This window comes from Candidatus Pelagibacter sp. HIMB1746 (assembly GCF_052047555.1).
GTDB lineage: Bacteria > Pseudomonadota > Alphaproteobacteria > Pelagibacterales > Pelagibacteraceae > Pelagibacter.
This window is the reverse complement of sequence record NZ_JBNAJZ010000001.1, coordinates 424,132-445,350: the sequence shown is the minus strand read 5'-3', so window position 1 is coordinate 445,350 and position 21,219 is coordinate 424,132. Positions and strand designations below refer to the sequence as shown.

The 21,219-nt window shown below is 28.4% G+C and carries 23 protein-coding genes; 9 read left to right on the top strand and 14 right to left on the bottom strand.

Features of this window, described 5'->3' with window-relative positions; translation table 11 throughout:
- Nucleotides 1-3 precede the first annotated feature (3 nt).
- From ACTTBM_RS02485 to gatC, 7 genes are read right to left on the bottom strand one after another with little or no spacing between them, the layout of a single operon-like run.
- Nucleotides 4-531, bottom strand: coding sequence for a thermonuclease family protein (locus ACTTBM_RS02485; RefSeq protein WP_440634571.1), 528 nt, complete (start codon nucleotides 529-531; stop codon nucleotides 4-6).
- Nucleotides 531-1,868 carry an MATE family efflux transporter gene (locus tag ACTTBM_RS02480; RefSeq protein ID WP_440634570.1) on the bottom strand — a complete coding sequence of 446 codons (1,338 nt, stop codon included), beginning with the start codon at nucleotides 1,866-1,868 and terminating at the stop codon, nucleotides 531-533. The genes ACTTBM_RS02485 and ACTTBM_RS02480 overlap by 1 nt, the downstream gene beginning before the upstream one ends.
- 20 nt (nucleotides 1,869-1,888) lie before the next feature.
- Entirely contained in the window at nucleotides 1,889-2,794 is a 906-nt protein-coding gene (gene trhO / locus ACTTBM_RS02475; protein ID WP_440634569.1) for an oxygen-dependent tRNA uridine(34) hydroxylase TrhO, read from the bottom strand.
- Complete coding sequence (locus ACTTBM_RS02470; protein ID WP_440634568.1) at nucleotides 2,794-3,444, bottom strand: O-methyltransferase; 651 nt, start codon at nucleotides 3,442-3,444, stop codon at nucleotides 2,794-2,796. The genes trhO and ACTTBM_RS02470 overlap by 1 nt, the downstream gene beginning before the upstream one ends.
- A gap of 4 nt (nucleotides 3,445-3,448) precedes the next feature.
- Nucleotides 3,449-4,912 carry an Asp-tRNA(Asn)/Glu-tRNA(Gln) amidotransferase subunit GatB gene (gene gatB, locus ACTTBM_RS02465; RefSeq protein ID WP_440634567.1) on the bottom strand — a complete coding sequence of 488 codons (1,464 nt, stop codon included), beginning with the start codon at nucleotides 4,910-4,912 and terminating at the stop codon, nucleotides 3,449-3,451.
- Nucleotides 4,909-6,366, bottom strand: a complete 1,458-nt coding sequence (gene gatA / locus ACTTBM_RS02460; protein WP_440634566.1) for an Asp-tRNA(Asn)/Glu-tRNA(Gln) amidotransferase subunit GatA — start codon at nucleotides 6,364-6,366, stop codon at nucleotides 4,909-4,911. The genes gatB and gatA overlap by 4 nt, the downstream gene beginning before the upstream one ends.
- A complete protein-coding gene (gene gatC / locus ACTTBM_RS02455) occupies nucleotides 6,366-6,653 on the bottom strand; it encodes an Asp-tRNA(Asn)/Glu-tRNA(Gln) amidotransferase subunit GatC (protein ID WP_075506772.1) in 288 nt (95 codons plus the stop codon). Before gatC ends, gatA begins: the two co-directional genes overlap by 1 nt.
- Before the next feature lie 50 nt (nucleotides 6,654-6,703).
- On the opposite strand from gatC, the gene ruvX reads away from it, so the two are divergent.
- From ruvX to ACTTBM_RS02420, 7 genes are read left to right on the top strand one after another with little or no spacing between them, the layout of a single operon-like run.
- Nucleotides 6,704-7,159 carry a Holliday junction resolvase RuvX gene (gene ruvX, locus ACTTBM_RS02450; protein ID WP_440634565.1) on the top strand — a complete coding sequence of 152 codons (456 nt, stop codon included), beginning with the start codon at nucleotides 6,704-6,706 and terminating at the stop codon, nucleotides 7,157-7,159.
- A gap of 42 nt (nucleotides 7,160-7,201) precedes the next feature.
- On the top strand, nucleotides 7,202-8,140 hold the full coding sequence (locus tag ACTTBM_RS02445; RefSeq protein ID WP_262589128.1) for an aspartate carbamoyltransferase catalytic subunit: 939 nt from the start codon (nucleotides 7,202-7,204) through the stop codon (nucleotides 8,138-8,140).
- The gene (pyrC, locus tag ACTTBM_RS02440; protein ID WP_440634564.1) at nucleotides 8,141-9,427 is read left to right on the top strand and encodes a dihydroorotase; all 1,287 of its coding nucleotides are present in this window, start codon (nucleotides 8,141-8,143) and stop codon (nucleotides 9,425-9,427) included.
- Between the two features lie 2 nt (nucleotides 9,428-9,429).
- Nucleotides 9,430-10,008 (top strand): glycerol-3-phosphate 1-O-acyltransferase PlsY, encoded by a 579-nt coding sequence (gene plsY, locus ACTTBM_RS02435; RefSeq protein WP_440634563.1) that lies wholly within the window; start codon nucleotides 9,430-9,432, stop codon nucleotides 10,006-10,008.
- 37 nt (nucleotides 10,009-10,045) lie between these two features.
- Nucleotides 10,046-12,631, top strand: a complete 2,586-nt coding sequence (topA, locus tag ACTTBM_RS02430) for a type I DNA topoisomerase (RefSeq protein ID WP_440634562.1) — start codon at nucleotides 10,046-10,048, stop codon at nucleotides 12,629-12,631.
- Complete coding sequence (locus tag ACTTBM_RS02425; RefSeq protein ID WP_440634561.1) at nucleotides 12,628-12,915, top strand: hypothetical protein; 288 nt, start codon at nucleotides 12,628-12,630, stop codon at nucleotides 12,913-12,915. Before topA ends, ACTTBM_RS02425 begins: the two co-directional genes overlap by 4 nt.
- Nucleotides 12,916-12,918: 3 nt before the next feature.
- Nucleotides 12,919-13,380: a RidA family protein gene (locus ACTTBM_RS02420; protein ID WP_440634560.1), complete on the top strand. Its 462-nt coding sequence runs from the start codon at nucleotides 12,919-12,921 to the stop codon at nucleotides 13,378-13,380.
- A gap of 1 nt (nucleotide 13,381) precedes the next feature.
- Here the strand turns inward: ACTTBM_RS02420 and ACTTBM_RS02415 are convergent, their stop codons facing one another.
- Nucleotides 13,382-14,680, bottom strand: a complete 1,299-nt coding sequence (locus ACTTBM_RS02415) for a UDP-glucose dehydrogenase family protein (RefSeq protein ID WP_440634559.1) — start codon at nucleotides 14,678-14,680, stop codon at nucleotides 13,382-13,384.
- Nucleotides 14,677-15,492 carry a sugar phosphate nucleotidyltransferase gene (locus tag ACTTBM_RS02410; protein WP_440634557.1) on the bottom strand — a complete coding sequence of 272 codons (816 nt, stop codon included), beginning with the start codon at nucleotides 15,490-15,492 and terminating at the stop codon, nucleotides 14,677-14,679. Before ACTTBM_RS02410 ends, ACTTBM_RS02415 begins: the two co-directional genes overlap by 4 nt.
- Nucleotides 15,493-15,526: 34 nt before the next feature.
- Here ACTTBM_RS02410 and ACTTBM_RS02405 point away from each other — a divergent pair, with 34 nt between their 5' ends.
- On the top strand, nucleotides 15,527-16,342 hold the full coding sequence (locus ACTTBM_RS02405) for a pantoate--beta-alanine ligase (RefSeq protein WP_440634556.1): 816 nt from the start codon (nucleotides 15,527-15,529) through the stop codon (nucleotides 16,340-16,342).
- Here the strand turns inward: ACTTBM_RS02405 and mgtE are convergent.
- Nucleotides 16,339-17,712, bottom strand: a complete 1,374-nt coding sequence (mgtE, locus tag ACTTBM_RS02400; RefSeq protein WP_440634554.1) for a magnesium transporter — start codon at nucleotides 17,710-17,712, stop codon at nucleotides 16,339-16,341. The two genes, ACTTBM_RS02405 and mgtE, sit on opposite strands and share 4 nt — an antisense overlap.
- A gap of 61 nt (nucleotides 17,713-17,773) precedes the next feature.
- On the opposite strand from mgtE, the gene lipB reads away from it, so the two are divergent.
- Nucleotides 17,774-18,391: a lipoyl(octanoyl) transferase LipB gene (lipB, locus tag ACTTBM_RS02395; protein WP_440634553.1), complete on the top strand. Its 618-nt coding sequence runs from the start codon at nucleotides 17,774-17,776 to the stop codon at nucleotides 18,389-18,391.
- On the opposite strand, the gene ACTTBM_RS02390 is transcribed toward lipB, so the two are convergent.
- The 4 genes from ACTTBM_RS02390 to rpsK are packed head-to-tail and all read right to left on the bottom strand — an operon-like array spanning nucleotide 18,369 to nucleotide 21,217.
- A complete protein-coding gene (locus ACTTBM_RS02390) occupies nucleotides 18,369-19,286 on the bottom strand; it encodes an RluA family pseudouridine synthase (protein WP_440634552.1) in 918 nt (305 codons plus the stop codon). The genes lipB and ACTTBM_RS02390 overlap by 23 nt on opposite strands.
- Nucleotides 19,287-19,296: 10 nt before the next feature.
- Nucleotides 19,297-19,740: a 50S ribosomal protein L17 gene (gene rplQ / locus ACTTBM_RS02385; RefSeq protein ID WP_262589113.1), complete on the bottom strand. Its 444-nt coding sequence runs from the start codon at nucleotides 19,738-19,740 to the stop codon at nucleotides 19,297-19,299.
- Nucleotides 19,740-20,768: a DNA-directed RNA polymerase subunit alpha gene (locus tag ACTTBM_RS02380; RefSeq protein ID WP_075506787.1), complete on the bottom strand. Its 1,029-nt coding sequence runs from the start codon at nucleotides 20,766-20,768 to the stop codon at nucleotides 19,740-19,742. The genes rplQ and ACTTBM_RS02380 overlap by 1 nt, the downstream gene beginning before the upstream one ends.
- Nucleotides 20,768-21,217, bottom strand: a complete 450-nt coding sequence (gene rpsK, locus ACTTBM_RS02375; RefSeq protein ID WP_075506788.1) for a 30S ribosomal protein S11 — start codon at nucleotides 21,215-21,217, stop codon at nucleotides 20,768-20,770. The genes ACTTBM_RS02380 and rpsK overlap by 1 nt, the downstream gene beginning before the upstream one ends.
- Nucleotides 21,218-21,219 lie beyond the last annotated feature (2 nt).

Sequence of the window (21,219 nt, the reverse complement as noted above, 5' to 3'; positions counted from 1 at the left end):
AGATTAATTTTTACGCCGATAATCCCACGGCATTTCAAATTTACCTTGCCAAATACCTAATTTATTATTTTTTGCATTAATTTCATCAGATACATATTTTTTAGAATACTTTCTATATGCTACTGCATAACCATTTGAAACCATCCAAGAATTTAAATTTATATTTCTTTTAAAACACTCGCCTATTAACCTTTTATACCTATCAACACCTAAAATATCACAATTTAATTTTTGTTTATTAATCTTTTTAATTAACTTTTGAGTAGATACTTCTCCACACATATAATCTTTAGTAAAAGATACAAAAGATATTGTTAAATAAGTTTTTTTACATTTTTGTTTTTTTTCAGGTGCATCAATACCGTATAATCTAATTTTTCTTGAATTGATCTTAATTGTATCTCCATCAACAACTTTAGCAAAACCTGAGATTTTATTTATATTTTCAGATCTTACGTCGTTATATGTAAGTATAAAAAATATAGATGAAATAATTATCAAAATTATTAATTTCTTTTTTGTATAAAACATTAACCGGTAGTTAATTTATTGTTAATATAATATTTAACATAAAAGAATAGTAAGATTGATATTAACCATTGCAATATTGCCCAGATATAAAAGAAAGTTTTAAAGTCTGCATCAATAGAACGTGCTATATAATAAGATAAAAATGGAACCAAAACGTTCCTTAATATATTGTTAATCATTGCTTTCTCAGATTTTTTTAAAGCCATAAAGAAACCATTTGATAGAAAAAAAATTGGGTATGCTGGTAAGATAAATGCAGAAATTTTTAAATACATTGACCCATATTCAATAACTTCCGTGTTAGATGAGAAAAATTTTGGCATTAAATCTGCAGTTACAAACACCAATACTCCAGACGCTAACATTATAATCAAGCCGTATTTTACTGATGTAAAATAAGATTGCTTTACTCTATCATAATATTTCGCACCTATATTCTGTGCAATAATTGATATAATTGCTGTATTTATCCCCAATACAGGCAGTAAGACAACCTGCTCTATCCTTGTTGCTGCTCCATAACCAGCTACAGCATATTCTCCTGTAAATGCAACATAAGTAAATACGATTGTTGCAGCAATTGAGTAGCCAAGAATAGCTATTGTAATTGGCATTGATTGGAAAAAAATATTTTTAATGTAGAAAAATTTAATCTTAAAATTTTGAATAGTGATCTCTTTAATACGTGCATTTTTTAATAATTTAATTAAAACGATTATTAGAGAAAGAAATTGGGCAATCAAAGTTGCATAACCTATGCCTGCAACACCAAAAGCTGGGATAAATAAAAATCCAAATATAAATATTGGATTTAATAAAATGTTTAAAAAAAAAGATAATACAAGAGCATTTCTATATGTAACTGTATCTCCCTCAGCATGAAGAAATGAGTTTAAAGCAACAACCAGAATAAAGAGAATAGTTCCATAAAATATTACATTAGTATACTCAAGGCCAAGAGTAATTACCTCTCTTGATGAATTCATGGTTAAAAATAATTTTTCAGAAAAACTAAATCCAATTATTGATACAATTATTGAAATTAATACTGAATAAAGAATGATATTTGTAAAATAACCTAATACATTTTTTTCATTTTTTTCCCCAATACTACTACCAATTAATGAGGTCCCAGCAACAGTGACACCAATAGACGTGGCAATAATTAGAAAGTAGATTGGAAAGGATTTACTTAATGCAGATAAAGCTTCAGGTGAAATTTTCCCAGCATAAAAAGTATCAACTAACGTGTATAATGTTTGAAATAATGTTCCAACACTTGCTGGTATTGCAAGTTTTTTTATAAGTTGAGAGACGTCATCTTTTAATAAATTCATTTCTTTAAACTAAAAATATTTTAATATTCTTTTTGAAAGATATGACTTTTTCCAGTTTTTTTGGCAAGGTTAATTTGTTTTTGTCTCATTCTAAATCTCGATTTTTGATCATTTGATAAATTATCGTGACAATTTGGACAAGAAACCCCTTCTTCATATTTTTTAGATTTTTTATCTTTTGGAGAAATAGGTTTTCTACAACCACTACACATTGAGTAAGAACCTATTTTCAAACCATGCTTTAAACTAATTCTGTTATCAAAGACGAAGCACTCACCTTTCCATAAACTTTTTTTTGGGTCTGTCTTTTTCAAATAGTTTAAAATACCACCCTTTAGTTGGTAGACATTATTGTAGCCTTTATTTTCCAAAAAGACTGAAGCTTTTTCACACCTAATGCCTCCAGTACAAAACATAGCAATAGGTTGATTTTTTTTTAATTTTTTAAGATATTTTGGAAAATCTCGAAAATTATCCACCTCTGGATTAATTGAACCTTTAAAAGTTCCAACTTTATACTCAAAAGGTTTTCTAGCATCAATTAAGACTGTTTTTTTGTCTTTAATCAATGAGTTCCACTTTTGAGGGTTAACATGACTATCTTTTTTTTTAATTCTCTTTTTCAAACTTAAGTTCATTGGAACCACTTCTTTTTTAATTTTTACTTTTGGTTTGTGAAACGGCTGAAAAGTGCTTTTTGAATTATTAATGCTATCAAATTTTTCAAATTTAAATAATTTGTGTAAATAATCTTTAATCAATTTAATATCTTTATTTTTTCCAGAAATAGTTCCATTTAACCCTTCATTTGAAATAATAATTGTTCCACGTATGTTTTTATTTAATAATTGATTGTGAAGTTTTTTCTGATTTTTCTTTAAATAAGAAATTTTAATAAACTTATAAAATCCAAATACTTCAAACATTATAATTTTCTACAAACTGTCATACCATCACCTAATGGTACTATAATTTTTTCAACTCTTTTATCTTTAGAAACATAATTGTTAAAATCTTTAATAGTTAAAGTGATTTTGTCATCACAATTGTCATCAACAACCTGACCGTACCATAGAACATTATCAATTATTATTAAGCCATGTTTCTTTAATAATGTTAAAGATTTTTCATAATATTCTTTATAATTTTTCTTATCAGCATCAATAAATATTAAATCAAAATCATTTTCTTTTATTTCGCTTAAACTTTCTAAAGCAGGTTTAATTATTGTTTGAATTTTTTGACTTTGTTTTGCTTTTTCAAAAAATTTTATTGCAATTTCGTTAGTTTCTTGATTTTTGTCTAAAGCAATAATTCTACCATCTTCTGGTAAAGCAAGAGCCATTGACAAAGCACTTAAGCCAGTAAAAGTTCCAATCTCTAGGATTTTTTTAACATTAGATGTTTTTACTATTAAGTGTAAAAATTGAGATTGTGAGATAGATATTTGCATCCTTTTAATATCTCCAAGAGACTCATTATAAGAAATAATCTCTTTTTGAACTGAATGAAGATCTAGTCCATTATTTAAAATGTACTCTTGAATTTTGTTGCTAATTTTTAGGTCTGAGCCCATGAACCTAAAGTTTTTTCTTTAAAATCTCATTTACTAGCTGAGGGTTAGCTTTTCCACCTGAAACTTTCATTACTTGTCCAACAAAGAAGCCAAATAATTTAACTTTACCAGATTTATATTCAGTAGCTTTATCTCTATTGCTATCAATTACTTTATCAATTAAAGCCTCTAAAGCTTTTGGATCACTTTCTTGTTTTAAACCTTTTTCTTCAACAATTTTTTTAGGATCCTTGTCCCCTTCCATCATTTGTTCAAAAACAGTTTTTGCAATTTTTCCAGAAATTGTTCCATCCTTAATTAAATTAATTAATTTTGATAAATTACCGGCACTAATTGGACTATCGGTTATTTCTAAATTTTTTTCATTAAGTGCAGCAAATAATTCACCTATGATCCAGTTTGTTGCTAATTTAACGTCTGATTTTTTAACAACATCTTCAAAATAATTTGAGGTTTCTATATCTGAAACCATGATATTTGCTTCATATGGTGTTAATTTAAATTGATCTATAAATCTCTTTTTCTTTTCATCGGGTAACTCTGGTATTTCTGATTGCAATTGGTTTATGAATTCATCAGAAACTTCTAATGGTAATAAATCAGGGTCTGGAAAATATCTATAATCATGAGCATCTTCTTTTGATCTCATGGATCTAGTTTCATTTTTTTTAGTATCAAAAAGTCTTGTTTCTTGATCAACAGATTGTCCATCTTCAATTAAATCGACTTGTCTATTTGCTTCATATTCAATTGCCATTTGCATGAATTTAATAGAATTAACGTTTTTAATTTCACATCTAGTACCAAAATCTTTTGTTCCTTTTTTTCTTACAGAAACATTAACATCTGCTCTCAAAGATCCTTCCTGCATATTACCATCACAAGTTCCTAAATATCGCATAATTGATCTTAATTTCTTAATATAAGCATTAACTTCCTCTGGTGATCTTAAATCAGGTTTGCTAACAATTTCCATTAAAGCTACACCTGACCTATTTAAATCAACAAAGGTGTTTTTTGGATCTAAATCATGGATACTTTTACCCGCATCTTGTTCTAAGTGTAATCTTTCAATACCAACCTCTTTTTGACCATCTGGCATATCCAAAATAACTTTACCTTCACCAACTATTGGGTCCTTAAATTGAGAGATCTGGTATCCTTGAGGTAAATCAGCATAAAAATAATTTTTTCTATCGAATACTGATCTTTTGTTAATTTTAGCTTTTAATCCTATTCCAGTTTTAATTGCTTGCTTAACACAAAATTCATTAATCACTGGAAGCATTCCAGGAAAAGCAGCATCTACTAAACTTACCTGTGTGTTTGGTTCAGCACCAAATTTAGTAGCTGATGTAGAAAATAACTTTGATTGGGAAAGTACTTGAGCGTGAACTTCTAAACCAATAACAACTTCGTATTGATTGTCATTTCTATTAATTAAATATTCTAACTTTTCTTTACTCACTTAATCCACCAATCAGTAATTTTGTTTTTAAAATTAATTTTTTCTTCCATTGCATAAGCAATGTTTAAGATATTTTGTTCATCAAATGCTTTTCCAATAATTTGTAAACCTAAAGGATAACCTTTGCTGTCATGACCAGCTGGAATAGAAATTCCTGGCAAACCTGCTAAATTTACAGGAACGGTAAAAATATCATTTAAGTACATTGAAACTGGGTCATTTGTTTTTTCACCAATTTTAAAAGCAGAACTTGGTGTTGATGGGGTTAATATTGCATCTACTTTTTTGTATGCTTCATCAAAATCATTTTTAATTAGTTTTCTAACTTTTTGAGCTTTCAAATAATATGCATCGTAATAACCTGAAGATAAAACATATGTGCCTATCATTATCCTTCTTTGAACTTCGGCTCCAAATCCCTCTGATCTAGTTTTTTCATACATATCAATAAGATTTTCTCCATCAGCTCTAAAGCCATATTTAACACCATCATATCTTGCAAGATTAGAAGATGCTTCAGCTGGTGCCACTATATAGTAAGTTGGTAAAGCGTAATTTGTGTGCGGGAGAGAAATATCAATTATTTCTGCACCACAATCTTTAGCGTATTCAATACCTTTTTGCCAAAGATCATCAATTTCTTTTGGCATTCCATCAACTCTATATTCTTTTGGTATACCTATTTTTTTTCCTTTAATATCTTTTGTTAATTCTTTGCTGTACAGGTTTCTTTTAAAATCAATAGAAGTTGAATCTTTTTGATCGTATGAGCTAATTACCTCTTGCAACAAAGCACAATCTTTAACATTTTGAGCCATTGGACCAGCTTGATCAAGAGAAGATGCAAAAGCAACTATTCCGTATCTAGAACAACTACCATAAGTTGGTTTTAAACCCACTGTACCTGTAAATGACGCCGGTTGTCTAATAGATCCACCTGTATCAGTTCCAATTGTAATTGGAGTTAATTGTGCTGCTACAGCAGAAGATGAACCACCAGATGAACCACCTGGAACTAAATTTTTATCAATCGGATTTTGAACATTGCCAAAAAAACTAGTTTCATTTGATGATCCCATTGCAAATTCATCGCAATTTAATTTACCAATAAGAATTGCTCCCTCATTCCAGATATTCTGAGTAACAGTAGACTCATAAGTAGGTACAAAATTGTTTAATATTTTGCTACCAGCTGTTGTTCTTACATTAGCTGTACAAAATAAATCTTTTACAGCCATTGGTATTCCTGGTAATTTTAAATCCAATTTTGGGTTGTCATCAAATTTTTTAGCTTTATCTAAAGCATTACTAAAATCTTCAGTAATATAAGTGTTTAATTCTTTTGATTTTTCTGATCTATCAACAAAAGCTTGTGTAATTTCTGAAGAAGAAAGTTTTTTTTCTTTAATATTATTAACTAATTCAGAAAGCGTTTGCTTGGTTATATCAGACATTATTCTATAACTTTTGGTACAACAAAATAATCTTCATTATCTTTTGGAGAATTTTTTATTATTTGTTCCCTTAAATTTTTACTTTTAACTTCATCAGGTCTTAATTTTAAAGTCGTTTCAGCCACTGATGTAAGTGGTTCAACATTTTCAGTTTTAAGTTCATTGAGTTTTTCAATGAAATCAAAAATTGAATTCAAATCACTAGCAAGTTTTTCAGCTTTTTTCTCATCTACTGAAATTCTTGATAATTTAGATATATGCTTTATGGTTTTAAGATCGATGCTCATATGATATTTAAATATGACGCAAACTATCACTATAGTTTAAAATATACAACATGATCACAATAGAAGAATTTAAAAAAAAACAGTCAGAAAAATGTCGTTTGATAGGTTTAGATTTGGGCTCAAAAAGAATTGGTGTATCAATTTGTGACGAAAAGCAATTAATTGCTACCCCTTATAAAACTATACATAAATCAAAAAATAATGAATTAATTGAAGAGTTAAAAAACATTATTCAAGAGAATGACATCAAGGCAATTATCATTGGTTATCCTTTAAATATGGATGGATCTTCAGGCTCTTCAGCACAGTCAGTCAATGATGTATCTAAAAATATAGATAAAGAGATAGATGTTGATGTGTGCCTTTGGGATGAAAGGCTATCAACTGTTGGGGCTTTTAATTTATCAAGCCAATTAGATGTTAATGTGTCTAAGAGAGAAAAGAATATAGATCAGAACGCAGCAGCTTTTATTCTTCAGGGAGCCATAGACTATCTAAATAATTAATCCTTGCCATTCAATGGCTTTATAGTTATAGAGTTAATTTTAATGGCAAAAAACATCAAAGCTATTAAAATTTCTCAAAAACATTTGTTAGGTATCCAAGATCTATCAGTTAGTGATATTAACTACATTTTAGATGAGTCTGAAACTTTCATTAAATTAAATCAGAGCAAGAACAAGAAAATTGATGTTCTTAGAGGCAAAACTCAAATTAATCTATTTTTTGAACCATCAACAAGAACACAAAGTTCATTTGAGTTAGCTGGAAAAAGACTTGGTGCTGATGTGATGTCAATGAATATGAATAATTCAGCAATTAAAAAAGGTGAAACTTTAATTGATACAGCAATGACTCTAAATGCGATGCATCCTGACATTATTGTAATAAGACATCAAGACTCTGGAGCATGCAATTTATTATCTCAGAAAGTAAATTGTGTAGTATTAAATGCTGGTGATGGAAGGCGTGAGCACCCTACTCAAGCATTGCTGGATGCTTTAACAATAAGAAATAGAAAGAAAAAAATTGAAGGATTAAAAATTGCTATATGTGGAGATATTCTTCACTCAAGAGTCGCAAGATCAAATATTTATTTACTAACTATGCTTGGTGCTGAAGTAAATATTGTTGCCCCAACAAATTTGATGCCAAAAGAAATTGAAAAGTTTGGTGTTAATACTTTTACTGATATGAAAAAAGGATTGAAAGATTGTGACATTGTAATGATGCTAAGATTACAAAATGAGAGAATGACAAGTTCTTATTTGTCATCAAATAGAGAGTATTATGAATATTACGGTTTAACACCTGATAAATTAGATCATGCTAAACCTGATGCACTAATAATGCATCCTGGCCCAATGAATAGAGGCATCGAAATAGATACCAGATTGGCTGACGATATAAATAAAAGTGTAATCAAAGAACAAGTTGAACTTGGAGTTGCTGTAAGGATGGCCTGTTTAAAAATATTTTGTGAATAAATGAAAAAACAATATTTTATCAACGCAAATATAATTGATCCTCAAAATGCAATTAATGAAAATGGAGGATTAATTATTAGCGAAGAGGGCAAAATTGAAGCAATAGGAAAAAAAGTAAATACAAATAATTTACCATCCAGAGAAAAACCAATTGATTTAAAAGGAAAATATATATTCCCTGGTTTAGTCGATATGAGAGTTTTTGTTGGAGAACCTGGGTATGAGTATAAGGAAAATTTTAGAACTCTAAGTAATGCAGCTCTATCTGGAGGAGTAACATCTGTAGTAACAATGCCTAATACAGATCCCGTAATTGATAATGTTTCAATAGTAGATTTTTTAAAACGAAGAGGACGAGATAAATCTAAGATTAATATATTTCCATGCGCATCTCTTACGCAAAATGTAGAGGGAACAAATATGACGGAATTTGGATTATTAGCTAATAAAGGGATTGTAGCTTTTACAGATGGTGTAAAGACAATTCAAAATACTAGGCTAATGTCAAGAATAATGAATTCAGCAAAGGATTTGGGATGCCTAATAATGCAACATGCTGAGGATTATGAGTTAGCAAAAAACGGTATGATAAATTCAGGTATAATCGCTACAAAACTTGGGCTATCAAGTATACCAGATGTGGCTGAGAGAATAATTATTGAAAGAGATTTAACATTGTTAGAAAAAGCAAAGTGTCGATATCATATATCTCAACTATCATCAGGAAAATCAGTAGAAATCATTAAACAAAGGAAAAATGATATTAAATTTTCTTGCGGAGTTTCAATAAATAACCTTTCCTTAAATGAAAATGATATTGGAGATTTTAAAACATTTTTAAAATTATCTCCGCCACTAAGAAAAGAAGAAGATAGATTGGCTTTAGTCCAAGGATTAAAAGATCAAACAATTGATGTCATTGTTTCAGATCATAAACCTGAGGATGAAGAATCAAAACGATTGACATTTTCGCAAGCAGCAACAGGTGCTTCAGGTATTGAAACTTTATTATCTTTAAGTCTAGAACTATTTCATAATGGATCTGTAAAACTTGAAACAATAATCCAAGCACTAACATCTAATCCAGCTAAAATTTTGAATATCAATAAAGGAAATCTTTCAATTGGTAATGATGCTGACTTTTGTATAGTTGATATAAATAAACCTTGGATTGTAAAAAAAGAAAATTTAATTTCAAAATCTAAAAATACCTCTATAGAAGACAAAAAACTTCAAGGAAAAGTAACCAATACATTTGTAAAAGGTAAAGAATTATTTAAGATATAAAAATGGAATTATTGACAATAGGTATTGTCTCGTACCTAATGGGTTCTATCCCTTTTGGATTGATATTAACTAAAATATTTTTAAAAAAAGATATTAGAGAAATTGGATCAGGTAACATTGGAGCAACAAATGCTCTAAGAACTGGTAATAAATTTATTGGTTATTCAACTTTAATACTTGATATAGTTAAAGCTGTTATCCCAGTTTTATATGTAAAAGTAAATTTTCCAGATTTAATTTATGTATCGGCTTTATGTGCTTTTCTAGGTCATGTTTTTCCAGTTTGGTTAAGGTTTAAAGGTGGTAAGGGAGTAGCAACTTATGTTGGTATATTATGTAGTATAAACATAATATTTGGGTTAGTTTTTGGCATTTGTTGGCTTGTAACTTTTTTTATTTCTAAATTTTCGTCATTAGCATCACTGATTGGATCATTCTCAGTTCCTATTTATTTGTTAATTTTTGATTCAATAGAAAATGAATTATTTTTTGGAATAATGTTTATTTTAATTTTCTATACTCATAGAGAAAATATTAAACGACTGATAAATAAAGAGGAAAACAAGACTAAAATTTATTAATTTGACTATCAAACACTTTTAAGTAGTTTGTTAAATTATGAATCTAGTGATAGTTGAAAGTCCTGCAAAAGCTAAAACTATAAACAAATATCTTGGCGATGATTATACTGTTTTGGCAAGTTATGGACATATAAGAGATTTACCATCTAAAAATGGATCAGTTGATCCTGATCATAATTTTAAAATGGAATGGGAAGTTGATAGTTTTTCAAAAAAATATTTAAAAGAAATAACTGATGTTGCAAAAGAATCCTCTAAAATAATACTTGCTACTGACCCTGACCGTGAAGGTGAAGCTATAGCATGGCATGTTAAAGAATATCTTGATGAAAAAAAACTTTTAAAAGATAAAGAAATTGAAAGAGTTGTTTTTAATGAGATAACAAAAAAAGCCGTAATTCATGGTATTGAAAATCCACGACAAATCGAACCTTTATTAGTGGATGCCTACATGGCAAGAAGAGCTCTTGATTACTTGGTTGGTTTTAACATTTCTCCAATACTTTGGACTAAACTACCTGGGTCAAAATCAGCTGGAAGAGTTCAGTCTGTAGCTTTAAAATTAATCACTGAAAGAGAGCATGAAATAGAATTATTTAATCCTGAGGAATTTTGGACACTTACTCTTAAATTTGGAGATGATAATAAAAACACTATTACTGCAAGCATCTCACAATTAAATGGTAACAAAGTAGAAAAATTTACTTTTAGAGACAAGAGTAGCATTGAAAAAGCAATCAAAGAAATAAAAGAGAAAAAATTTCAAATAACAGATATTTCATCAAAAGTTGTAAAAAGAAACCCCTCTGGTCCATTTACAACCTCAACATTACAACAAGTTGCATCTAGTAGATTAGGTTTTGGAGCTTCAAGAACAATGCAAATTGCACAAAAATTATATCAAGGTGTTGAGATTGATGGAGATACTGTTGGATTGATTACTTATATGAGAACTGATGGAACTAACTTATCAGCTGATGCAGTAAATGATTTTAGAAATTTTATTAAAAGTGAGTATGGTAATGAATATTTACCTGCATCTGCAAATAATTATTCTGGTAAAAAAGCTAAGAACGCACAAGAAGCTCATGAAGCTATTAGGCCAACAGATATAAATAGAGCACCAGACACTTTAAAAAAATATTTAAGCAATGATCAACAAAAACTATACAATTTAATTTGGTCCAGAGCTTTGTCCTCACAAATGGAAGTTGCCCAATTTGATAGAAATACCATAACAATAGAATCTGAAGATAAACAAACAATATGTAAGGCAAGTGGCTCTGTACTTAAATTTGATGGTTTTTTAAAAGTTTACTCAAATACAAGTAAAGATGATGATGAAGAAATTTTACCAGAAATGTCTAAAGGGCCAGTTAATATTGAAGCATTAATGGATGAACAACATTTTACACAACCACCTCCAAGGTATTCTGAAGCAAGTTTAGTAAAAAAATTAGAAGAATTGGGAATCGGTAGACCTTCTACTTATGCAAGTATAATTTCAACTATAGCTAATCGTGGTTATGCAGAAATAGTAAATAAAAGGTTTTTTCCAACTGATCGTGGAAAACTTATCTCTGCCTTTTTAGAAAAATTATTTTCTAAATATGTAGATTATAACTTTACTGCAGGTTTGGAAGATCAATTAGATGAAATTACAACTGGTAAAGAAAGCTGGATAAAAGTTTTAGAAATGTTTTGGAAAGATTTTAATAATAACGTTTCTGAGGTTAAAGAGAAAAGAACTAGAGAAGTTTTAGATCTTTTAAATGAAAGTTTAGGTGCTTTAATTTTTGATACTGATAAAGATGGAAACGTTGTTCGAAAGTGCCAACTATGTGATACGGGTTCACTAAGTCTTAAAAATAGTTTTAGAGGTGGAGCTTTTATAGGATGTTCAAATTATCCAGATTGTAAATTTACTAGACCCTTGTCTAAAGCAAAAGCAGCAGCTCAATCGCAGTTAGCAGAACCAAAATTTTTAGGAAAACATGAGAATGGTAATGATATATATTTGAAAAATGGAAGATTTGGTCCCTATCTTCAATATGAAAAACTTAAGGAAGAAGAAATAGAAGAGCCAAAAACAAAAAAAAAGAAAAAAACCAAAAAATCTAAACCAGATGTTAATGAATTAATTAAAAATGTTTCTATACCAAAAGGTTTAGAGCTAGAAAGTATAGATTTAGAAAAAGCTCAGTTTTTATGCTCCCTACCAAAATCAATTGGAGTTAACCCTGATAATCAAAAAGAAATTATTTTAAATACTGGAAGATTTGGTCCTTATCTTAAGTGTGAAAACAAATCTGCTAGAATAGAGAATATTGATGAAATTTTCTCTATAGGATTAAATCGAGCAATTACTCTTATTGCTGAAGCAAAACCAGGAAGAATGTCTTCTTCAATTATTAAGGATTTAGGAGAACACCCAGAAGATAAAAAACCAGTTAGAGTTATGAAAGGACAATATGGTCCTTATATTAAATATAAATCTTTAAATGCAACAATTCCTGAAGAAAAAGATCCAACAGAGCTTACAATGGAAGAAGCTTTAATCTTAATTGAAAAAAGAAAAGAATACGACAAAAACAAAAAAGGGAAAAATAAAAAGAAAAAATGAGAAAACTATTTATAATTTTCATAGTTTTTTTTTTCAAAAGTGCCTTTTCATTTGCAGAAGAAAATAAATGTAATGAATTTAAAAAATTATCAAAAGAGTACATAGAATGTAATGCAAAAAAGTTAAAAAAAGCGAGTTCAAAAAAAGCCAAAGAAATAAAGGATGGAACTTCAAAAAAAACTCAAGAATTAAAAGAAGGAACATCTAAAAAAGCCAAAAAACTGAAAGAAAATCTTGTAGAAATTGGAGATAAAGTTAAAAATAAGATTAAAAAAAAAGAATAGTTAATGAATTTTGAAAAAAAAATAGAAGAATTAAAAATAATACTTCCAGAGGCGAAGCCTCCTGTTGGATCTTATGTAGCAACAAAAAAATCTGGAAATTTACTTTTTATCTCTGGTCAAATTTCGATTAATGAAAATGGAGAATTAATTAAGGGAAAAGTTGGAAAAGATTTAACCACAGAACAAGGTTATGAGGCTGCAAAAAGATGTGGATTAAGTTTGGTTGCTCAAGCAAAGGGTGCTTGTAATGGAGATTTATCTAAAATAAAATCATGTATCAAATTAACTGGATTTGTTAATTCAACAAATGACTTTACTGAACAACCAAAAGTAATAAATGGAGCTTCAGATTTAATTGCATCAATATTTGGAGATGCTGGCATGCATACAAGAGCTGCAGTAAGTACTAATAGTTTACCATTAGGAGTTTCTGTAGAAGTTGATGCTATTTTTGAGCTAAACTAGACTATCTTCCAATACCAAAATAATTGATATTTAATTTTTTCATTTTTGAAGGAGAATACATGTTTCTCATGTCATAAATTTTAAAATTCTTCTTTTTTACTAATTTTTTAAAATTTAATAATTTAAAATCATTCCATTCAGTATGTAAAATTATTAAATCACTATTCAAGCATGCGGTATTTATATTATTAAAATGCTTAACATTTTTTAAATTTTTGAATTCCTCCTTCTCACCAGTTGGATCAAAGTATCTAATTTTACAATTTTTTTTATTAAAATACTTAATCATGGGTATGCTAGAGGCTTCTCTCATATCATCTGTATTTGGTTTAAATGTTACTCCAAGAAAAGTAATTGTTTTATTTAAAAGTTTACTATTTAAAATTTTCTCAACTCTTTTTATTGATAAAAATCTACGTTTATCATTCGATGAAACTACAGTTTTAACAATAGACAAATCTGTATTAAATTTTTTACCTGTATCAATTAAAGCCCTGGTATCTTTTGGAAAGCATGATCCTCCATAGGCTGGTCCTGCTCTCAAAAATCTATCACCAATACGCTCATCAGATCCCATACCAAATGAAATATCTTTTACATCTATATCCGCTTTTTCACAGAGATTTGCAATTTCATTAATAAATGAAATTTTTGTAGCTAGAAAAGCATTTGAAGCATATTTTATTAGCTCAGCACCTCTTCTAGAAGTACTAAAATATCTACTATTTTTCTTTATTATGGGCATGTAAAGTGTCTTTAAAATCTTATTAGCTTTTTTACTATCAGTTCCAATCACTACTCTATCTGGATAAATAAAATCTCTTATGGCCTCACCTTCTCTTAAAAACTCAGGATTAGAAACGATATCAACTAATTTTTTTTTTTTTAAATTTTTTAAAATATTTTCAATTTTATCACCAGTCGTCACTGGAACTGTAGATTTAGTTATTATTATTTTGTAACTTTTAATTATTTTTTTTAATTCTTTTGCAACACTAAAAACATATTTTAAATCAGCTGAATTGCTATTTTTTTTAGTTGGAGTTCCAACACATATAAAAATTATATCAGAACTTGAAACGGCTTTTTTTAAATCTGTAGTAAATTTCAAACGATTTTGTTTATAATTTTTTTTTAATATTTCTTCTAAACCAGGCTCATAAATAGGAACATTGCCTTTATTCAATTCTTCTATTTTTTTTTTATCTTTATCTACACAGTAAACAGTATTACCTACATCAGAAAAACAGACACCACTAACCAAACCAACATAACCTGTACCTATCATACAAAGTTTCATATTTTTCCTATTTCTTTATTTGAATTAATAAATCCTTGCATCGTACCACAATCTAAATATTTACCAGAAAAATTATGTGCAATAAATTTTTCACCTTCTTTAATTAAAGTTTGAATAGCATCTGTTATGTGTATTTCACCACCATTACCAGGTTTTTGCTTGGATAGTTTATTAAATATTGTTTTAGGAAGGATGTATCGTCCAATTACTGCTTTATTAGAGGGAGCATTTTTAATTGAAGGTTTTTCTACTACACCATCAATGAAATAATCATTTTTAGATATTTTTTTGTTTAAACTGTAGATGCCCCATCTTGAAACTGTTTTTGAATTAACTTTCATACTGGCCATTACAGAAGATTTATGTTGATGATGTACTTTAATCATGTCTTTGGAGCAGTTTTTTTTTATTATTAAATCATCAGGTAATAACATTAAAAAATATTTATCTTTTATATATTTTTTTGTTTTAAAAACGGCATCGCCTGTTCCTTTCGGTATATTTTGATATACAAATTTTATTAATTTTTTATATTTTAATATTTTTTTATATTCAGCAATTATTCGAGGATCTTTTTTCTTTTTAATAATTTTTTTATAAAAAGAATCACTATAAAAATAATTTTTAATCATCTTTTTTTTATTTGATATGATGAAAACAACTTCTTTAATTCCAGCCTCAATACACTCATCTAAAATATATTCAATTCCTGGCTTTCCATTTATTGGTAGAAGTTCTTTAGCAAAAACACTTGTTAGAGGTAAAAGTCTGGTTCCTTGACCGGCTAGTGGAATAATTGCTTGTTTAATCATATAAATGTTTTACTTATCTAGATTTTTAATACAAATGAAAATTATATTAAATAATAGAGTATTATTTAAATCTTTAAGGTCTTTTAATGATATTGGCTTCGTTCCGACAATGGGAAGTATCCATGAGGGTCATTTATCACTTATAGATAGATCAAATCGAACTTGCAAAAAAACGATAGTAAGTATTTTCGTAAATCCAAAACAATTTAACAGTAGAAAAGATTATAGGAACTATCCTATAAATATCAAAAAGGACATAAAAATTTTAAAAAAAACTAAAAAAGTAGATTTCTTATACATCCCAAAATTCAAAAATATTTACGATAATGATAAAAAATCTAACATAAAAATCTCAAAAAAAGATAAAATTTTATGCGCCAAATACAGAAAAGGCCATTTTGAAGGAGTGCTAGATGTAATGGAAAGACTAAATAATTTGATAAATCCAAAAAAAATATTTATGGGTAAAAAAGATTATCAACAATATTTCTTAATAAAAAAATATCTTAAAAATAAATATAAAACTACTGTTATTCCATGCAAAACGATAAGAGATGAAAACAAAATAGCGTTATCTTCAAGAAATAATCATTTAGATTTGAATGCAATTAAAAAAGCAAGTTTTTTAAGTAAAAGTTTAATTAAATTAAAAAAAAATTTAGCAAATAATAAAAAGATAAAACAAAATTTAAGAACTAAAATGAAATATTTAGAAAAATTTTTAAAAATTAAAATTGAATACTTAGAATTAAGATCAATTAAAAATCTTAAAATATCCAATACTATCAGTGGATCACGTCTATTTATTGCGTATTACATTGATAATGTAAGATTAATTGATAACTTTTAAAGAAAGTAAGCCCCAACACCTAAAAATGAGACAAAACCTATGACATCAGTAATGGTGGTAACAAAAACACTTGATGCAATTGCTGGATCAATTTTCATTTTTTTTAAAGTAAAAGGAACAAGAATACCAAACAAGCCAGCTATAATCATTGTAAGTACCATTGATATTGAAATAATTAGTGAAAGAATACTATCTTCAAACCAAATTTGTACTATTAAAGCACTTATGGTAGCAAATATAATTCCATTTAATATACCAATTGAAAATTCTTTAAAAACATTTGATGAAAAATTATTTTGAGTTAAGTCATTTGTTGCAATTGTTCTGACTGTAACAGCTAATGTTTGCATCCCTGCATTTCCTCCCATAGAGGCGACAATGGGCATGAGAAAAGCAAGCACAACCATTTGCTCAATGGTAGCTCCAAACAAACTAATACACCAGGTTGCTAGAAAAGCTGTAAATAAATTTAACAAAAGCCAGTTAAATCTTCTTTTAGTTTTTGTTACAATACCATCGGTTATTTCTTCATCACCAACTCCAGATAATCTTAATGCATCTTCTTCTGCTTCTTCTTTAAGTACAGTAAGGACGTCATTGTTCATAATCATTCCAACTAATTTATTATTTTTATCTACAACAGCTGCGGAATTAAGATTATAATTTTCAAATAAGTTCGCCACCTCTTCTCTATCCATATCAACAGGCACTAATAGTTGAGACTCTGACATGATGCTTGCCATTTTTGTGTCTCTTGGTGAAGTTAATACTCTTGATGATGGAACTGTTCCAATAGGTTTAAATTCTTCATTAACAATAAAAATTTCCAAAAATTCTTCAGGTAAATCTTTATTTTCTCTTAAATAGTCAATTGTTTGACCTACAGACCAGTTGCTTGGTATAGCTGTAAACTCACGCTGCATAAGTCTAGCAGCAGTATCTTCTGGATAGCTTAAGCTTTCTAACAGAGCAAATCTGTCTTTAGGTGGTAATGAGCTTAATATAGTATTCTTGTCTTCTTCGGGTACATTTTCTAAAATCGAAATAGCATCATCTGACTCTAAGTTAGTAAGAATAGTTACAATTGAATCTGAAGATAAATATTTAATTATTTCAGTTTGTATAGACTCATTTAATTCTACAAAAACCTCTGCATCAATATTAAAGTTATTTAATTTAATTAAACTTTCTCTATCACTAATGCTTAAGTGTTCAATTATGTCTGCTGCATCAGCTGGATGCATTTCATTGAATGAGTCATTAATAAATTTTGCATCATTGTTAGCTATTTTAGAGGTAACAACTCTCAAATATTCTTTATTGAATTCAAAATTTACTTTTTTATCTTTAGTTTTTTTAATTAAAGACATAAATGTACCTATAATTTAGTTGTGCACTATTAATACATAATTAAAATATTACAAATTTTAAATGGATATAGAGATCAAAAAGTCAATAAAACCGGTAAATTATTTTGAGGCAATTGATCTATTAGAGTCTAGATTAAAAAATATTACAGCTAATAAAGAAAAAGAATTAATTTGGATTTTAGAGCATCCTGAAATTTTTACTGCAGGTACATCGTATAAAGAAAATGAAATAATTGATAAATCAATTGATCTATTAAAAACTAACAGAGGTGGAAAAATTACGTATCATGGTCCAGGTCAATTAATTTGTTATTTTGTTATTGATCTAAGAGAAAAAAAAGACATTAGAAAATTTATTACAACCATTGAAAACACAATTATTCAAAGTTTAAAAAAATATAATATTGAAGCCTTTCCTGATAAAGAAAATATTGGAATATGGTATAAAGACAAAAATGAAATTCAAAAAATTGCTGCGATAGGTATTAGAGTGAGTAAGTGGATTGCATATCATGGATTTGCAATAAATGTTGATAACAACTTAGAAAATTATAAAAAAATAGTACCTTGTGGAATTTCAAATAAAGGTGTTACAAATTTAAAAAAAATTTCAAATCAAGATTATTCTAACTTAAATAATGAAATTATCGAAAATTTTATTTCAAATTTGAAAAACTAAGTCTTTTTGATTTTAACAACTTTTTAAAATATTCTGGTAATAAGGCTGAATAAGTATACTTCATATCATTTATTTTAAATTTAATTTGATACGAGTGCAGCATAAGATTTTTATTTATACCTTTGTCTGACTTAGACAGTTTGTATTTTGTATCACCAAATATAGGATTTCCAATTGCAAAAAGTTGTTTACGTAACTGATGTTTTCTTCCAGTTATTGGTTTTAACTCCAATAAAGATGCTTCAGAATTTTTATCTATTACCTTGAATATAGTTTTTGCTTTTTCTACTAACTTTTTATCTCCATCGTATCTTATTAAGTCATCATCCCAAACACCTGAGTTTTTATTTATTTCTCCTTGGCATATAGCAAGATAAGTTTTATGTACTTTTCTTAATCTAAATAATGACGTTAGTAACTGTGCGCTCTCTCTATTTTTCGCCATTATAAATACACCAGATGTATCTTTGTCTAATCTATGAACAGAATAAGGTTTTGTTCCTTTAAAAATTTCACTCTTAGCAAAAATATCAACTAAGTTTTTTTTAGATTTTGTACCACCCTGTACTGATATTCCAGATTCTTTATTTAATACAACAAAATTATCGTTATCATCAATTATTTGATCTTCGTTTGATTTTATTATTTCTTTAGTTGGTAAAAATTTTATTTTTTTTTGTTCTACCCTTTCTTTAAATTCAATATTAAATATATTTATTTGATCTCCTTTTTTTATTTTATGAGAACTTTTAACTTTTTTTTTGTTAATTTTAATTTTTCCTATCCTGAGATATTTTTCAATTAAACCTTGAGGTATTTTTCCAATATTTAATCTTATCCATCTATCAATACGCATATCATTACACGTTGAATCAACGATGTATGACTTGTTCATGACTTAGGATTTAAGCTGTAGCTTGTTTATTTTCTTCTGTTTTTGGAGCTTCTTTTGACGTATCTTTTTTCTTCTTATCTACTCTTTTTGCTTCAACATCTCTATCTACAAATTCTATAATTGCCATTGGAGCATTATCACCATATCTGAAACCCGCTTTAATAATTCTAGTATAGCCACCTTTTCTATTTGAATACCTTTTAGAAAGGGTTTTTTTTACTTTATTAGCTGATTTAATATCCTGCAGTTGAGACACAAGCATCTTAGTTGTTTGCAATGTATCTTTTTTACCTAAAGTAATAATTTTATCAGCTTGAGGTCTTAAAAACTTTGCTTTTGGCAATGTAGTTTTAATCTGTTCATATTTTATTAAAGAATTTAACATATTCTTTAACAGAGCTTTTCTATGCTCAGAAGTTCTATTTAACTTTTTGTTGGCTAAGCCGTGTCTCATTAAATTGCTTCCTCTAATTTTTTAGACATTTCTGCAATGTTATCTGGTGGCCAGTTTGGTATTTCCATACCTAAATACAGAGACATTCCAGTTAAAACTTCTTTAATCTCATTTAAAGATTTTCTTCCAAAATTTGGTGTTCTTAACATTTCACCCTCAGATTTTTGAACCAAATCACCAATATAAATTATGTTGTCATTTTTTAAGCAATTCATTGATCTAACTGATAGCTCTAATTCATCAACTTTTCTTAATAAATTCTTATTAAACTCAGGTTCAGATGAAACTTCTTTTACTGGGGCTTCAACTGGCTCATCAAAATTAACAAACATTTTCAACTGGTCTTGAAAAATCCTAGCAGAATACGCAACGGCATCTTCTGCAGAAATTGAACCGTTAGTCTCTACTTCCATTGTTAATTTATCATAATCAAGAGCCTTACCTTCTCTTGCTGTGCTAACAGAATAAGAAACTTTTTTTACAGGACTATACAGAGAGTCAATGGCAATTAAACCTAGTGGTGGCTCCTCTGGTTTATTTAGCTCAGCTGGAACATAACCTTTTCCAGTGTTTACATTCATTTCCATGTGAAAAGTAGTGTTTTCATCTAAGTTACAAATTACTAACTCAGGATTTAATATTTCTACATCCGTCACAGGAGCAATGTCTGAAGCTTTTATTTCACCCGGACCTTTTGCGTCTAAAACTAATTTTTTTGTACCTTCAGAATTACATTTTAAAGCTAGTGATTTAACATTTAATACTATGTCCGTTACATCTTCTCTTACACCTTTAATTGATGTAAATTCATGTAGAACACCATCTATTTGTATCGAAGTAACTGCAGCTCCTCTGATTGAAGAAAGCAAAATTCTTCTTAAGGAGTTTCCTAAAGTTAATCCGTAACCTTTTTCTAAAGGCTCAGCTATAATCTTAGCATGTGTTAAGTCATCACTAATTTGAACATCTAATTTAGATGGTTTAATCAAAGATTTCCAATTTTTAACATTAACGTTTTCTACTTCCATTAAACTCTCCTTTTTTTTGGTGGTCTAGTTCCGTTATGAGGCATCGGTGTTGTGTCTTTAATTGACAAAATTTTAAAACCTCTTGCTTGTAAAGCTCTTAATGCTGTTTCTCTTCCTGAACCAGGCCCTTTTACTTCAACAGATAAAGTTTTCATTCCATACTCTAATGCTTTTGATGCTGCGGAGTCCGCTGCTATTTGAGCTGCATAAGGTGTAGATTTTCTTGATCCTTTAAATCCTTTCTGTCCAGCAGATGCCCAGGATATTACATTTCCATTTGTATCAGCAATTGAAATTATTGTGTTATTAAATGTTGACTGCACATAAGCAATTCCATTTAAAATATTCTTTTTTATCTTTTTCTTTTTTGAATAAGAGCTCTTTGCACTTTTTTTAGAAGATTTTTCTACCTTCTGATCTTTATTGTCAGTTTTTTCTGTTTTTGCCATTA

Coding starts and splice junctions, on each gene's coding strand:
- ACTTBM_RS02485 (WP_440634571.1), bottom strand. CDS start 531: ATGTTTTATACAAAAAAGAAATTAATAATTTTGATAATTATTTCATCT.
- ACTTBM_RS02480 (WP_440634570.1), bottom strand. CDS start 1,868: ATGAATTTATTAAAAGATGACGTCTCTCAACTTATAAAAAAACTTGCA.
- trhO (WP_440634569.1), bottom strand. CDS start 2,794: ATGTTTGAAGTATTTGGATTTTATAAGTTTATTAAAATTTCTTATTTA.
- ACTTBM_RS02470 (WP_440634568.1), bottom strand. CDS start 3,444: ATGGGCTCAGACCTAAAAATTAGCAACAAAATTCAAGAGTACATTTTA.
- gatA (WP_440634566.1), bottom strand. CDS start 6,366: ATGTCTGATATAACCAAGCAAACGCTTTCTGAATTAGTTAATAATATT.
- gatC (WP_075506772.1), bottom strand. CDS start 6,653: ATGAGCATCGATCTTAAAACCATAAAGCATATATCTAAATTATCAAGA.
- ruvX (WP_440634565.1), top strand. CDS start 6,704: ATGATCACAATAGAAGAATTTAAAAAAAAACAGTCAGAAAAATGTCGT.
- ACTTBM_RS02445 (WP_262589128.1), top strand. CDS start 7,202: ATGGCAAAAAACATCAAAGCTATTAAAATTTCTCAAAAACATTTGTTA.
- pyrC (WP_440634564.1), top strand. CDS start 8,141: ATGAAAAAACAATATTTTATCAACGCAAATATAATTGATCCTCAAAAT.
- plsY (WP_440634563.1), top strand. CDS start 9,430: ATGGAATTATTGACAATAGGTATTGTCTCGTACCTAATGGGTTCTATC.
- topA (WP_440634562.1), top strand. CDS start 10,046: ATGAATCTAGTGATAGTTGAAAGTCCTGCAAAAGCTAAAACTATAAAC.
- ACTTBM_RS02425 (WP_440634561.1), top strand. CDS start 12,628: ATGAGAAAACTATTTATAATTTTCATAGTTTTTTTTTTCAAAAGTGCC.
- ACTTBM_RS02420 (WP_440634560.1), top strand. CDS start 12,919: ATGAATTTTGAAAAAAAAATAGAAGAATTAAAAATAATACTTCCAGAG.
- ACTTBM_RS02415 (WP_440634559.1), bottom strand. CDS start 14,680: ATGAAACTTTGTATGATAGGTACAGGTTATGTTGGTTTGGTTAGTGGT.
- ACTTBM_RS02410 (WP_440634557.1), bottom strand. CDS start 15,492: ATGATTAAACAAGCAATTATTCCACTAGCCGGTCAAGGAACCAGACTT.
- ACTTBM_RS02405 (WP_440634556.1), top strand. CDS start 15,527: ATGAAAATTATATTAAATAATAGAGTATTATTTAAATCTTTAAGGTCT.
- mgtE (WP_440634554.1), bottom strand. CDS start 17,712: ATGTCTTTAATTAAAAAAACTAAAGATAAAAAAGTAAATTTTGAATTC.
- lipB (WP_440634553.1), top strand. CDS start 17,774: ATGGATATAGAGATCAAAAAGTCAATAAAACCGGTAAATTATTTTGAG.
- ACTTBM_RS02390 (WP_440634552.1), bottom strand. CDS start 19,286: ATGAACAAGTCATACATCGTTGATTCAACGTGTAATGATATGCGTATT.
- rplQ (WP_262589113.1), bottom strand. CDS start 19,740: ATGAGACACGGCTTAGCCAACAAAAAGTTAAATAGAACTTCTGAGCAT.
- ACTTBM_RS02380 (WP_075506787.1), bottom strand. CDS start 20,768: ATGGAAGTAGAAAACGTTAATGTTAAAAATTGGAAATCTTTGATTAAA.
- rpsK (WP_075506788.1), bottom strand. CDS start 21,217: ATGGCAAAAACAGAAAAAACTGACAATAAAGATCAGAAGGTAGAAAAA.